This is a genomic window from Luteimonas granuli (assembly GCF_007795095.1).
In the GTDB taxonomy this organism is placed as follows: domain Bacteria; phylum Pseudomonadota; class Gammaproteobacteria; order Xanthomonadales; family Xanthomonadaceae; genus Luteimonas; species Luteimonas granuli.
Map to the genome: position 1 here is coordinate 451,562 of NZ_CP042218.1, position 13,475 is coordinate 465,036.

Consider the following 13,475-nt stretch of genomic DNA (forward strand, 5'->3'; position numbering starts at 1 on the left):
CGGGTGGATCCGTCTCGCCGAAGGCACGGCGAAGGCGGACCTCCGCGCGATTCCGGCGAAGCCGAGTGAAAGGGGGAGGCGTCATCCACGCGCACTCCGAAGTGGCCCCACCGGCCTCCCGCCGCAGCGGGAAGCCGGTAGCGGCCGGTCCAGTCAAGCAACTACCAGTTCGGGTTCATGATGGTCGCCCCGGGGAACTTCACGACCTTCTCCTCGTAGATCGGGTCGTAGTAGTGCCCGCTTTCCAGGTAGTCCCGGTTCCACTGTTTGGTGCCATCCGGCGACAGCCGATACACATACGGCGACATCAGCAGGCGCTCAAGGTGCCACCGTCCTTCCTCTCCCGAGGGAATGTCGGCGCCGTCGCCGTAGAGCATCAGGCCACCTTCGGCATACACCTCGTGCGCTGGGTTGGTGTCCTTGTACTCGTGGCTGACATTCATCACCTTGTGTCCGATCTCATGCGCGATCGTCCTGCTGAGGCGACTGGGCGTGGACAGGTTGCTGATCGTGATCACCCCGCGGTAAGGCCTCGGAATCGTGTCGACGTACGAGTACGAGGGGAACGACAGCCCCCCTGTCCTCACCATCTTCACCGTCCAGTTCCTTCCCTCCGAGATCTCCAGGAATGGGAAGACCACATCCTGGAACGCCAGCAGGTAGATGGTGTTCGGACTGTTGTCGTCCACCTCCACCATGCTCTGGAAGGCGCGCAGGGCCATCTCGGTCAGCTCGGCCGGGTGCCGCTTGCTCGACTCGTAGGAGTTGATGTACTCCGTGTCTGGCACCCGCGGGATCTCGTTCGCCTGGATCGACAGGAACTTCGGGTCGACCGCCCCCGTCTTGACCGACAGGAGATTGACCTGCAGCCCGGCCGGCCTGTAGATCTCCTTGGCGATCCTGAGCCCCTCGAGCATCCTGGAAACGGAGACCTTGTCGAACGAGGGGTCAAAGTTCGATGGAACGTAGATCGCCACGTCCACCGAGGGCTTGCCAGGCACGACATCGCTGTTGAAACTGGCCAGATCGACGGAAGCGACCGGAGTCCACTGCACTTTTTCCACCGCAGGGAGTCCGCGCGTTTCCGCGGACACAGCGCCTGAGCACATGAGCGCAAGTGCCCCATGCAGCGTCACAAGAGTTAGCAATCCACGCTTCATCGTTCGTCACCTGTCAGTACTTGATGTTGGCAAGCACGCTGTCGAAGTCCGGATTGACCGAACGTGCGAACACGATCGCGGGGTGGTCAGGCTTCAGGGCGTCGAAGTAGAACGCAGTGCCCGCCTGGCGCTCCACGTCCACTGCGGCCTGCATCGACCTGATGCCCCGGTTGAACGTCTCGTAGTTCTCTCCTTCCTGCTTGGTCTTGACGATCAGCAGGAGGGCGCCCTCGCCGAACGGTGCCTCCCATCCCGTTGGCATGTTGTCGCCGAAACGGAACAGGGAACCGGCCTCCATCACGTGACGCTTTCCTTCACTGGCAAGGACCCACCTGCCACGCACCGTGTAGATGACGCTTCCGGTGTCATGAGGATGCTCCTCCAGGAACATGCCGGGCTTGAGCTCGATGAAGAACGCGCGCTCACGCTCCGCGAAAAGCAGCGGCCCGAACAATCCCTCGTGCGTGAGGATCGACGACCTGGACTGCACCGCCTTCTCCAGGTTCTGGACGATCTCCACATTGGTCGCCAGCCGGATGTACTCCGGAGAGACGTCGGTCGCCGGAATGACCTTCTTCTCTTCGATGGCGGCGTGGCTGTGGGCCGGACCATCGCCATGCGAATGCGATTGGCCATGGCTGTGCCCGTGGTCCTGGGCACACGCCGCCGAGGAAAACAGCAGCGCGACGAGCATGCAACGGATCTTCATAGCAATCTCCTGTAACGTCGTTTTCGGGTTCGTGGTGGCCGAACGGTGGAGCCGCGCCTTCGGCGGCTTTCTAGAACTTCATGCAACTTCCGGTGCCCGCGTGGCTCCCTGGCGGACGGATGGATCAAAGCGGGGATGCCGCCCCCGCCACGGGGTTACCAGCGGTAACCGAATCGCACGTTCCACCTGCGACCAAGCAGGTCATAGGTCATCGTGTCGGTGTTGGCATCGGTGTAGCTCTGAACGAACGGCGCCTTCTTGTCGAAGACGTTGTCCACGCCCAACGAGACATCCATGTTCTTTCCGATGTCGTACTTTCCCTGCAGGTAGTGGTAGAAGATGCTGGGCGCGTGGTCGCCGATCGTTCCCCGCGCGGCGTTGATGTCGTCCACCTTGCCGATGTACTGGACGCTCCAGGATCCGGACCAGGGTCCCTTCGCCGCGCTCAGCGTGTTGAACGCACGCCACTCCGGATAACCGCCGCTTCCGCCGGTGGTGTATCCGGCGTACTCGATCAGGCTGCCACCCTGATAGGGAACGATGCTGTACTCCTTCAGGTAGGAGATCTCCGTCTGGAGCGAAGCCTGGAGGCCGGCCATCTGGAACTCGTAGATGACGCCGAGGTCGATGCCCGAAACCACTTCGCTGGCGGCGTTCACCGGCTGGCTGGAGAGAAAGTCGATTTCTCCGGTGATGCTGTTCCGGGTGAAGTTGCGTCCATCGCAGAATGGATGGGACATGCCTGCCGAGTTGTAGCAGAGGGCGAGCTTGGTCGAGCCGGCGACGCTCCGGATCGCATTCTCGATCTCGATCTTGTAGTAGTCGACTGTAGTGGTCAGGCCGTTGACGAAGCCCGGTGTCCAGACCAGGCCGGCGCTGAACGTATCGGCGTCCTCGGGCTTCAGGTTGATGTTGCCGCCCGTGGTCGTCAGCACCGAATTGCTGGGCTGCACGTACCCGACGGGAACTCCGGAGGATGCGCAGTTCTGGCGGACAACCGACGACGAGGGCAGTGACGACCAGCCACTGCAAGGATCGGATGTGGTCAGGTTGCCGGTGCTGATTCCGCCGAAGAGCTGCGAGATGCTCGGGATCCTGAATGCGGTCGATTTCGTCGCCCTGAACTTCAGCGACGGAACGACCGTCCAGTCGAGGCCTGCCTTGTAGTTCGTGTCGCTGCCGAACAGGTCGTAGTCCGAGTAGCGCGCCGCCACGTTGAACGCCAGTGACTCTGCGAACGCCGCATCGCTCAGGATGGGCACGGACAGCTCCGCGAACGCTTCCTTGGCCTGGTACTCGCCCCGGATGTTCTGGGCCCGGTTGCTGTTCGATACCCCGAGGACAGTCAGCGAGTCAGGATAGCTCCAGCCGTTCTCCTTCCGGACCTCGATCCCCGACGCGAACCCCATCGGACCCGCGGGGAGGTCGAAAAGCTGGCCGGAGACATCCGCGACGAAGGAAAGCATCCTGTTCCCGCCGGCGTCCCGGGTGGAAAACAGGATGTAGTCGACGACGTCCTGGGTGACGTCCCCGTATCCCAGGTAGTCCGCGCAAGGGATCGCTGCGCCCTGGACGGGACTGCAGCGCGAGGTATCGAGCGTGGCGTCGACCCGATCCAGGTTCGCGACGTTCGAGAACCCGCTGAGCGCGGTGCTTCGACCGTAGTTGACTGCCGCCGACCAGGACCAGTAATCGGCGAACGCCCCCTGGAGGCCGACGACGCCGCGTACGGTGTCGACGTCCTGGTACGCGATTCTCGGACCGCCCTCGTCCAACCTCCTGCGGACAAGGGTGAGTCTCTGCCCCGTCGGGTTGGTCGGATGGTCGGCCGCGATCACCATGGGCCTGAACTGGCCCAGCGATCCCGGGGTCGCAAGCTGGTTGGATTTCCGGTTCGAGTACAGGAACTCCGTGAACAGATCGACGTTGTCGGTGACGTCGTAGTTGCCCAGCGTGCTGACGCTGTACCGCTTGATGGGATTGACCGCGTTCAGCGCCGTGTTCACGTTGACGTTGTGGACTCGGCTCGAGTAGGGCTCGTAGAAATCCCCGTCGCGGCCTGGCACCTGGTTGAAGTTCACCATCGTTCCGTCCGCGAGGAGCGCACGGCCGCCCGGTGTGGAGGAGCTTCCGGTGCAGATCAACTCCCCGTTGACGACCCCCATGCCGCATGGCGCACGCGACGCCATCGGGACGTCTCCACCCTCGCTCCAGGACACGCCGAACATCATGGATCCCCGCTCGCCCCTGGTTCCGTAGGTGAAGTCGGCAGACATGTCCTCGCCGTCGCCCCTGGACGTTTCCCCATACTTGAGGCCGAGTTCGGAGCCTTCGAAACCCTTCTTCGTGATGATGTTGACAACGCCCGCGACCGCATCGGCGCCATAGAGCGCGGACGCACCGTCCTTCAGCACTTCGATCCGCTCGATCATCGAGATGGGGATCATGTTGAGGTCGACCGCATTGTTCGCGCCGGTTCCGCCATTCACGATCCGGCGACCGTTCATGAGCACGAGCGTACGGGTGACGCCGATTCCGCGAAGGTTGACTTGCGCGGTTCCCCAGCCATCGCTGGTCCAGTAGGAGTTCGTCTGGTTTCCGGCGAATCCCGCGGAAGCAGGCATGCGCTGCAGCAGCACCTCGACGGAAGCCGCGCCCGATGCCTTGATCTCTTCCGCGCTGATGACGCTGACGGGACCCACGCCGGACACCTGCGCGCCCTTGATGTGTGATCCGGTGACGGTCACGGCGTCCAGCGTCGCCGCATCCGCGCTGCCGGACGCAGTGTCCTGCGCGGACGCGACGCCCGCATAGAGCAGGGCATGGATCGCAATGACGATGGCCTTCTTGTTCAGAACCATTGGTTTCCCCTCAAGGAAGTTGTTTGTGGATCCGGTCCAATCGATCGCATCGATCGCCTGTTCCTTCCCCCCCACCACGTGCGGCGCTCCTGCCGCTTGCACTCCAACAACTCCTGCCGCTTGCCGGCCACAACGGGCAACTGCCGACCCAGCGTGATTAGATATATACATAATGATTCACCGACCTGCAACAGAGCGACCGTTCGACCTCGGGGGGCCACCGACTCTTCGCCGCACTGGTCCGCGGACATCAGCGGCCGCCCACGGGACTCGCCTGCGGGAACGCGATACTGGAATGCCGCAACGTTGCCTGAGCGGCCTTCAAGCCGGCCTTTCAAGCGGCGGCGATCAGACCCCGGGCAGGTGCCATGCCCTCACCGAAGTCGAGCGCGCGTGGCACGGATTCCGTCAGGCCGAACGGCATGGCCTGGTGCGCCAACGCCGATCCTGCAGCGGACGTGGCCCTGGTCTGAATCAGCCAATGCCCGTCTGCGCCGCCTGGCGAAAAGCCAGTGTCAGCCGATGAACGGATCCGGCCCTGCCTGGAACTCAGGCGATGGGCGGTCTGTGGGGCGCGCCCGGACGTACACAGGGCAGGCCCGAAGGACAGAAGGCCAACGGCGTCGCCGCGGGAAGGGGCTCGCCAAGGCGGGAAGGGATCCTCATCCTGGTCGAACAGGACAGGCGCTCCCGAGAAATGGAAAAAGCCGTGTTCGCCGCTCACATGGTTCGGATCGGCGCCATGCGAATGGCCGTCGAGCGTCAGCCGGGAGCCGGAGGATGCGTCGGAATCCGGATGGTGGATCCCGGGATGATGGTGACCATCCTCGCCGCCGTGGTGATGGTCGTGCGCGAAGGAATGAGCGTCGAACAGTTCCCCTGCATGCTCGACTTCATGCAGGGCGCTGAGGAACGACGAAAGCACGGTGCACTGGAGGCTGATCGCGAACATCACCACCATGCACACCAGGCCGATACGTGTCCTGTTGTGGATCGAGCGCTTCATGTTTATGTCTATACCATGGCGTTTCGGACGCTGCAAGCATCGGGATTCGCGTGATTCCGGCGTTCCCGCCCATGGGGCCGGCTAGCCGTGCCTGCCCGTGGTCCCGGGTGCGAACCTTGCGACCAGGTCGTAGGACTCCCCTACGAAGACCTGCCGCACGAAGGTGACCGGCCGCTCCCCGCGCCAGGTCTGGCGATCCAGCACCAGACAGGCGGTTCCCGGCGGGATCCGCAGGAGCCCCGCCTGCCTTTCGTCGGCCCCCGCAGCGCTGATGCGGTGCTGGGCACGGGTCCACGGAACGTGCTCCAGCAGCCAGCTTCCGGGCACGACTCCCTTGAAGTCCTGCTCCAGCGCCTGTGGTACGGCGAGCGGATTCACGACCCGCTCCTCCAGCGCAAACGGCATCTCGTCGGCCAGATGGAGGCTTTGCAGGGCCAGCAGCTGCCCCCCCTCGGCGATCTCCACTTCATGCGCCATTCGCTGGCGCGGCTTGCGCAGCCGTCGCCCCAACAACTGGAACCGGTAGGAATGCCCTCTTTTGGCGACCTCGACCGGGATATCGGGAATATCCAGGGCCACCTGCTCGATATACGGGTGCGGTCGCGACACGAACGACCCCGCGCGACGCCGGCGCTCGATCATTCCGGCTTCCGCCAGTGCAGTCAGCACCTTGTTCACCGTCATCCGCGAACAGCCGTACTGCACCATCAACTCGTGCTCGAACGGGATGCGGTAGCCCGGCGGCCACTTTCCGCTGCGGATCTTCCGCTCGATGTCGCCACGGATCCGCTGGTTGAGCGTCATGCTCTTTCGAGTCTTCACGATGTCTGCGAATCCATCGCGCACCTCCCGCGCCGTGTCCGAGCCCACCAATAGTGAACGGCTACCGGTCGAGCACGCGCCTCAACGCCGGGCCGTAGCGCTGCACGATCTCGTCGCGTCGGAAATGCCGGCCATCCTCGACCAACCGGCCACCCCTGCGCCACACCGATTCGACCGCGCCATTACGTGCGGCGAAAAGCCAACTGTCAAGCCATGCATCACCGGCGCCTCCCTGCAGGGCGGGATGCCCGCTGCGCAGCTCGACGAAGTCCGCGGACCCGCCGACCTCGAGACCGTGGGCGGCACCCAGTGCCTGCGAGCCTCCGGACACGGCCTGCTCGAACAGGAACCGGCCCGTGGAGCCGCCGCCCGGAGGGGCAAGGACATTGCGCCCGCGGAGACGGAGGCGCTGCCCGTATTCCAGCAACCGCAGTTCCTCGGCCGAGTCGATGAGCACATTGGAGTCCGAGCCGATGCCGAAACGCCCGCCCGCGCGGAGGAACTCCCGGACCGGGAACACTCCATCGCCAAGGTTCGCCTCCGTGATCGGACACAGGCCGACGACCGCGCCACTGGCGGCTATGCCTGCGATCTCCTCCGCGAGGACATGTGTCGCATGCACCAGGCACCAGCGGCCGTCGACGTCCACGTGCTCCAGCAGCCACTGGACCGGACGCTGGCCGCTCCAGCGCAGGCAGGCCTCGACTTCGGCCACCTGCTCGGCGACATGGATGTGGACGGGGCCAGGGGTGATGTGGAGGAGTGCTCGCAGCTCGTCCGGCGTCGTTGCGCGCAGGCTGTGCGGGGCAACCCCCAGAACGGCGTCCCCCAGGGGTGAGATGGCGGCCGCGGCCCCTTCCATGAGAGCCGCAAACCCCTCGAGGTCGTGCGTCAATCTGGCCTGGGCCGGGGTCGGTGGCGCTCCGCCGAAGTCCGAATGCGCATAGAAGACGGGCAGCAGGGTCAGGCCGATGCCCGTCGCCTGCGCCGCCGCCGCGACGCGCGCGCACATTTCCGCCCGCTCTGCGTAGGGGCGTCCGCCCGCTCCGTGATGCAGATAGTGGAACTCTCCGACGCGAGTGAATCCGGCCTCCAGCATCTCCATGTAGGCCAATTCCACGATCGCCTGGAAGCTGTCCGGATCCAGGTGGTCGAGGAAGCGGTACATCAGTTCGCGCCAGCTCCAGAAGCTGTCTGCCTGATCACCCCCCGCCTCGGCAAGACCGGCCATGCCTCGCTGGAACGCGTGGCTGTGCAGATTCCCCAGACCCGGCACGACAATACCCAGCCTCACGGTGCCGGCATCCGGGGGAACTCCCGTCTCTACCTGGGCGATCCGGCCTTGCTCGACACGCAGACATACGTCCCCGGCCCAGCCCGAGGGCAGCAGCGCGTGCTCGATCCAGAACGTCCTGCCACCCATCCCGCGCGCCATCCGGCTCTCCCCTTGGCACCGCTGGACACGTGCCCGACCGGTCATTATTGTATAGACAAATTGCCGGATGGCCATCCGGGGGCCGGGAACCGATTGGAGAATGCATGAACGAGATCCTCTTGAAGCCTGGCACCGTTACGCTGGGCGAGTGGCGCGCGGTCCATGCAGGCGCGGCGATACGGCTTGATCCCGGCTCCGACCAGAATGTCGAAGCCGCCGCGGACACCGTACGTACCATCGTGGCCAAGGGTGACCCCGTCTACGGAATCAATACCGGATTCGGCAAGCTGGCCAGCGTACGGATCGAGCCGGAAGACCTGGAAGCGCTCCAGCGCAACATCGTGCTTTCGCATGCCGCGGGCGTGGGCGAGCCCATGCCCATCCCGGTTGCCAGGCTGATGATGTCCTTGAAGATCGCAAGCCTCGCGCAAGGAGCTTCGGGAATTCGTTCCGAGACGCTCCGGCAGCTGACGGCGATGCTGGAGCATGGAGCCATCCCCGTAGTACCGGCACAAGGCTCCGTGGGCGCATCCGGGGACCTCGCCCCTTTGGCGCACATGGCCGCGGCCATGCTCGGCGTCGGCGAAGTATTCCTGCACGGCCATCGAATTCCCGCCGCGGCCGCGCTTTCAAGGATCGGCCTGGAGCCGATCACGCTCGGACCGAAGGAAGGATTGGCGCTGCTCAATGGCACCCAGTTCTCCACCGCAAATGCGCTGGCGGGCCTGTTCGGGATCGAACGGGCCTTCCGCGCCGGGCTGGTGTCCGGCGCCCTCTCCACGGAGGCGGCAAAGGGGTCTGACACGCCTTTCGACCCACGCATCCATGCGCTGCGGCGGCAGCCTGGCCAGATCGTGGTGGCCGAAGCGCTGCTCGCACTGATGGCCGGCTCCGGCATTCGCGAGTCGCATCGACACAACGACGCCCGCGTGCAGGACCCGTACTGCTTGCGATGCCAGCCCCAGGTCATGGGAGCCGCGCTCGACGTGCTGCGTGGCGCCGCGTCCACGCTTGAAGCAGAGGCCAACGGTGTCTCCGACAACCCGTTGGTGTTCACCGACACGGGCGAGGTCCTTTCGGGCGGGAATTTTCACGCCGAGCCCGTGGCGTTCGCCGCGGACATGCTTGCCATGGCCGCCTGCGAGATCGGATCGATCAGCGAGCGCCGTCTGGCCATGCTGATGGATCCGGCACTCTCCGGGCTGCCTGCGTTCCTGACGCCGGCACCCGGGCTCAATTCAGGTTTCATGATTCCCCAGGTCACCGCGGCTGCGCTCGTCTCGGAGAACAAGCAGAAGGCTTATCCGGCCAGCGTCGATTCGATTCCGACCTCCGCCAACCAGGAGGACCATGTCTCGATGGCCGCCCACGGAGCGCGCCGCCTGCTCGGGATGGCCGAGAACCTCACCAGCGTGATCGCGATCGAGCTGCTCGCTGCAGCCCAGGGGTGCGACTTCCATGCACCCCTATCATCCAGTGCCGCCCTCGAGGCCGCACGCGCAGCGCTGCGGGAGCGTGTACCCACGCTCCGGGATGACCGTTACTTCCATCCGGACATCTGCGCTGCGGCGGACATGGTGAGGTCCGGCGAGATCGCCGACAGCGTCGGGATGGACTTGCCAGGAGTGGCGGGGAGCATGCCGTGGCGACACGGATCGAACCCGTCCGCCACGCCGGTACGACTGCGCGATTCCATTGGAGCCCCGTCTCCAGCCACAGACTGACGAGCCCCGCATGACCCAGATCGACACTTCCCGAGTGATCCATGCTCCCACCGGCCCCACCTTGACCGCGAAGAGCTGGTTGACCGAGGCGCCGCTGCGGATGCTCATGAACAACCTCGATCCGGCTGTCGCCGAACGGCCCGAGGACCTGGTGGTGTACGGCGGCATCGGCCGCGCCGCGCGCGACTGGGAGAGCTATGACGCGATCCTCGGCGCGCTGCGCGCGCTGGGCGACGACGAGACCCTGCTGGTGCAGTCCGGCAAGCCGGTCGGCATCTTCCCGACCCACGCCGATGCGCCGCGGGTGCTGATCGCCAACTCCAACCTGGTGCCGGCCTGGGCGAACTGGGAGCACTTCAACGAGCTCGACCGCAAGGGCCTGATGATGTACGGCCAGATGACCGCGGGCTCGTGGATCTACATCGGCAGCCAGGGCATCGTCCAGGGCACCTACGAGACCTTCGTGGAGATGGGCCGGCAGCACTACGGCGGCAGCCTGGAGGGCCGCTGGATCCTGACCGCCGGCCTGGGCGGCATGGGCGGGGCGCAGCCGCTGGCGGCGAGCCTGGCCGGCGCCTGTTCGCTGACCGTCGAATGCCGCCAGGCGAGCATCGACTTCCGCCTGCGCACGCGGTATGTCGATGAACAGGCCACCGACCTCGACGACGCCCTGGCGCGGATCGCGAAGTACACCGCCGCCGGCGAGGCGAAGTCGATCGCGCTGCTGGGCAACGCCGCGGAGGTCCTTCCCGAGCTGGTGAGGCGCGGCGTGCGCCCGGACTGCGTCACCGACCAGACCAGCGCCCACGACCCCGTGCACGGCTACCTGCCGATCGGCTGGACGGTGGAGCAGTGGCTGGCGGAGCAGCAGGCGAACCCGGAAAAGGTCCGTGACGCCGCCAAGAAGTCGATGCGCGTGCACGTGGAAGCCATGCTCGCCTTCCACGCCCGGGGCATCCCGACCGTCGACTACGGCAACAACATCCGCCAGATGGCCAAGGACGAAGGCTGCGCCAACGCCTTCGACTTCCCGGGCTTCGTGCCGGCCTACGTGCGCCCGCTGTTCTGCCGCGGCGTCGGCCCGTTCCGCTGGGTGGCGCTGTCCGGCGATCCGGAGGACATCTACCGGACGGACGCGAAGGTGAAGGAGCTGATCCCCGACGATCCGCACCTGCACACCTGGCTGGACATGGCGCGTGAGCGCATCAGCTTCCAGGGCCTGCCGGCGCGGATCTGCTGGGTCGGCCTGGGCCAGCGCCATCGCCTGGGCCTGGCCTTCAACGAGATGGTCCGCACCGGTGAGCTGAAGGCGCCGGTGGTGATCGGCCGCGACCACCTCGACAGCGGCAGCGTGGCCAGCCCGAACCGCGAGACCGAGGCCATGAAGGACGGCAGCGACGCGGTCAGCGACTGGCCGCTGCTCAATGCCATGCTCAACGTCGCCGGCGGCGCGACCTGGGTCAGCCTGCACCACGGCGGCGGCGTCGGCATGGGCTACAGCCAGCACAGCGGCGTGGTGATCGTCTGCGACGGCAGCGAAGCCGCCGACCGGCGCCTCGCGCGGGTGCTGTGGAACGATCCCGCCACGGGCGTGATGCGCCATGCGGACGCCGGCTATGACCTCGCGAAGCAGTGCGCGAGGGAGCAGGGGCTCAAGCTGCCTGGCATCCTCGGCTGATGCCGGTGTCGTAGCTGAAGTCCGCGTCCGGATCGACCTTGGCCATCGCCAGGGTCGGGGCCGCGCCGCCAGGGCCGGCGGCAAAGTCGAGCCAGGCATCGGCATCCGCGCCCAGGCTGTCGAAGTCGAGCTGTACGTCTTCCTAGGCGTGACGCCGGAGGGCCAGGATCCGGCCACGGCGGCGCCCAACCACAATCCCGGCTTCTTCGTGGACGAGGCCGCGCCGGAAACCGGCACGCGCGCGCTGGCGATGGTGACGGTCGAGTTCCTTGCGGACGACGCCAGCTGAGTCACCGGGAGCGAACAGGCCACCCGCGCGGTGGCCTGTTCGTTGTCAGGCCGCGAGCAGCAGCCGGTCCCGCCGCGCAGGCCAGCCGCGGATCCAGGCGGCAAGCTCGGAGGCCGGCATCGGCCCCGCCACCAGTGCCCCCTGGCCCAGGTGGCAACCCAGCCCGCGTACGCAGGCAAGGTCGTCGACGTCGTCGAGCCCCTCGGCCACCGCGTGCGCGTCGAGCTCCCGCGCAAGGACCAGCGCGGCCTGGACGATGGCGCGCCGGGACGGATCCTTGGCCGCGCCGCGTACGACGCCGCGGTCGATCTTGAGCTCCGAGAACGGCATTTCGCGCAGCTGGGCCAGGTTGGAGAAGCCGGTGCCGAACTCATCGATCGCCAGGCGCACGCCCTTCAGCCGCAGCCGGGTCATGATGTCCAGCTGATCCTGCGGCCGGGTCGGCAGTCGGGTTTCCGAAAGCTCCAGCACCAGCCGTTCCAGCGGAAAACCCGCGGCCTCGGCCAGCCGGCTGATGCGCTCGGGGAGGTCGAGCGAAGCGAGGTTGGCCATCGACAGGTTGACCGCCACGTCGAGCTCCGGGCCGGTTCCGCTCCAGCAGCGGGCGTCGCGCAACGCATTGGTGAGCACGAGCCGCGCGAGCGGCCCGACAAGGCCCGCCTCCTCGGCCAGGGGCAGGAAATCCGCGGGCATCGCGATGTCGCCCCCGGGCCTGCGCCATCGCGCCTGCGCCTCGACTCCGACCACCTCTCCGCTGCCCAGCTCCACCTTGGGCTGGTAGAGATTGAACAGGTCTCCCGAAGCGATCGCCGCCTCGAGCGCGGTGGCATCGGAGGCCGGGGCGACCTGCGCGGACGCAGTCGCGGGCTCGACGGCATCGACGGCGCCCGCTTCGAGCAGCGCGCGCAGGGCGTCGGGCTGCACCGGTTTGGACAAGGTGCCCAGCACACGCAGTCCCTGCGAACGCGCCAGTTGCTCGGCCGCCTGGAGCACGCGCGACTCGGCACCGCTCATGAGCACCAGACCGCCCCGGAAGCCGCTTTCGGCGAGGTGGCGCACGAACTCGACGCCATCCATTCCGGGCATCCGCAGATCGCAGAATACGAGGCCGAAGCCCTCGGCACGGGCGCCGACACGCTGGAGCGCATCTTCGCCGCGCGCGCACAGTTCGATTCCGGTGTAGCCGCTGTTCCTCAACCCCATGGCCCGCAGCTGGATATGCAGCAGACGGGTGGTGAAATCATCATCGTCAACAACCAGGATCTTCAAAGCGCACACTCCCTGTCCCGCGCCGCTGCCCGTGCATCGCACCAGGCCTCCATCGCGGCGAGCGCCGCATCCAGCGCATCCACGACCTCACCCACCAGAGGCCCGATGCCGTCGCCGGGGCCCGCTTCCGCTTCCGCTTCCAGCCGGGCGCAGAGCGTGGCCAGGGGAAATGCACCGACGGCACGTGCCGAAGACTTCAGGCTGTGGCCGAGCAATCCCGCTTCGCCGGCGTCCCCGGCCCCGGCCGCGCGCAGCAGGCCCTCGCGGACGCCGGTGGCGACCTCGTCGAAGCAGACCAGGATCTGCAGCATCAGCGCCGGCTCGTCGCCCACGAGTCCACGCAGCGCCCCTGCATCGAACACCCCCGCCTGCCCGCCCTCGCCTCTGTCCTCACCCACACCGGTGTCCGGCATAGCGGTCCTGCCCCTCCCTGGCGCGGCGCAATCATTGCCCGTCGCACTGCGGGATGCTAGCCGCGCACGTCGCTATCCCGTGTGAGCCCGGTCACAGCCCGGCCCCGCG

The 13,475-nt window shown here is 66.4% G+C and carries 10 protein-coding genes and 1 pseudogene; 3 read left to right on the forward strand and 8 right to left on the reverse strand.

The window, feature by feature from the left end; translation table 11 throughout:
- Window positions 1–161: 161 nt before the first annotated feature.
- The 6 genes from FPZ22_RS02060 to FPZ22_RS02085 form a co-directional block, all read right to left on the reverse strand.
- Window positions 162–1,001: a hypothetical protein gene (locus FPZ22_RS02060; protein WP_144889816.1), complete on the reverse strand. Its 840-nt coding sequence runs from the start codon at window positions 999–1,001 to the stop codon at window positions 162–164.
- 172 nt (window positions 1,002–1,173) lie between these two features.
- Window positions 1,174–1,854, reverse strand: a complete 681-nt coding sequence (locus FPZ22_RS02065) for a cupin domain-containing protein (protein ID WP_168198900.1) — start codon at window positions 1,852–1,854, stop codon at window positions 1,174–1,176.
- Between the two features lie 170 nt (window positions 1,855–2,024).
- Window positions 2,025–4,808: a TonB-dependent receptor plug domain-containing protein gene (locus tag FPZ22_RS02070; protein ID WP_210412692.1), complete on the reverse strand. Its 2,784-nt coding sequence runs from the start codon at window positions 4,806–4,808 to the stop codon at window positions 2,025–2,027.
- Between the two features lie 256 nt (window positions 4,809–5,064).
- The gene (locus FPZ22_RS02075) at window positions 5,065–5,736 is read right to left on the reverse strand and encodes a hypothetical protein (RefSeq protein ID WP_144889820.1); all 672 of its coding nucleotides are present in this window, start codon (window positions 5,734–5,736) and stop codon (window positions 5,065–5,067) included.
- A gap of 81 nt (window positions 5,737–5,817) precedes the next feature.
- Window positions 5,818–6,540, reverse strand: a complete 723-nt coding sequence (gene hutC / locus FPZ22_RS02080; protein WP_210412693.1) for a histidine utilization transcriptional repressor HutC — start codon at window positions 6,538–6,540, stop codon at window positions 5,818–5,820.
- A gap of 79 nt (window positions 6,541–6,619) precedes the next feature.
- Window positions 6,620–7,993 (reverse strand): formimidoylglutamate deiminase, encoded by a 1,374-nt coding sequence (locus tag FPZ22_RS02085; RefSeq protein WP_246120859.1) that lies wholly within the window; start codon window positions 7,991–7,993, stop codon window positions 6,620–6,622.
- Between the two features lie 104 nt (window positions 7,994–8,097).
- Between FPZ22_RS02085 and hutH the strand changes: the two are divergent.
- The 3 genes and pseudogenes from hutH to FPZ22_RS13510 form a co-directional block, all read left to right on the forward strand.
- Window positions 8,098–9,621 (forward strand): annotated as a pseudogene (hutH, locus tag FPZ22_RS02090) (histidine ammonia-lyase); the annotation flags it as partial.
- A gap of 106 nt (window positions 9,622–9,727) precedes the next feature.
- A complete protein-coding gene (gene hutU / locus FPZ22_RS02095; RefSeq protein ID WP_144889826.1) occupies window positions 9,728–11,395 on the forward strand; it encodes a urocanate hydratase in 1,668 nt (555 codons plus the stop codon).
- 148 nt (window positions 11,396–11,543) lie between these two features.
- Window positions 11,544–11,684: a hypothetical protein gene (locus FPZ22_RS13510; RefSeq protein ID WP_168198901.1), complete on the forward strand. Its 141-nt coding sequence runs from the start codon at window positions 11,544–11,546 to the stop codon at window positions 11,682–11,684.
- A 45-nt stretch (window positions 11,685–11,729) separates the two neighbouring features.
- Here FPZ22_RS13510 and FPZ22_RS02100 read toward each other — a convergent pair whose 3' ends face one another.
- Complete coding sequence (locus FPZ22_RS02100; protein ID WP_144889828.1) at window positions 11,730–12,953, reverse strand: EAL domain-containing response regulator; 1,224 nt, start codon at window positions 12,951–12,953, stop codon at window positions 11,730–11,732.
- Window positions 12,950–13,351, reverse strand: a complete 402-nt coding sequence (locus FPZ22_RS02105) for an Hpt domain-containing protein (protein WP_168198902.1) — start codon at window positions 13,349–13,351, stop codon at window positions 12,950–12,952. The genes FPZ22_RS02100 and FPZ22_RS02105 overlap by 4 nt, the downstream gene beginning before the upstream one ends.
- Window positions 13,352–13,475 lie beyond the last annotated feature (124 nt).

Excerpts from the sequence above, each read along its gene's own strand:
- FPZ22_RS02065 (WP_168198900.1), bottom strand. The coding sequence starts at position 1,854 with ATGCTCGTCGCGCTGCTGTTTTCCTCGGCGGCGTGTGCCCAGGACCAC.
- FPZ22_RS02075 (WP_144889820.1), bottom strand. The coding sequence starts at position 5,736 with ATGAAGCGCTCGATCCACAACAGGACACGTATCGGCCTGGTGTGCATG.
- hutC (WP_210412693.1), bottom strand. The coding sequence starts at position 6,540 with ATGACGCTCAACCAGCGGATCCGTGGCGACATCGAGCGGAAGATCCGC.
- FPZ22_RS02085 (WP_246120859.1), bottom strand. The coding sequence starts at position 7,993 with ATGGCGCGCGGGATGGGTGGCAGGACGTTCTGGATCGAGCACGCGCTG.
- hutU (WP_144889826.1), top strand. The coding sequence starts at position 9,728 with ATGACCCAGATCGACACTTCCCGAGTGATCCATGCTCCCACCGGCCCC.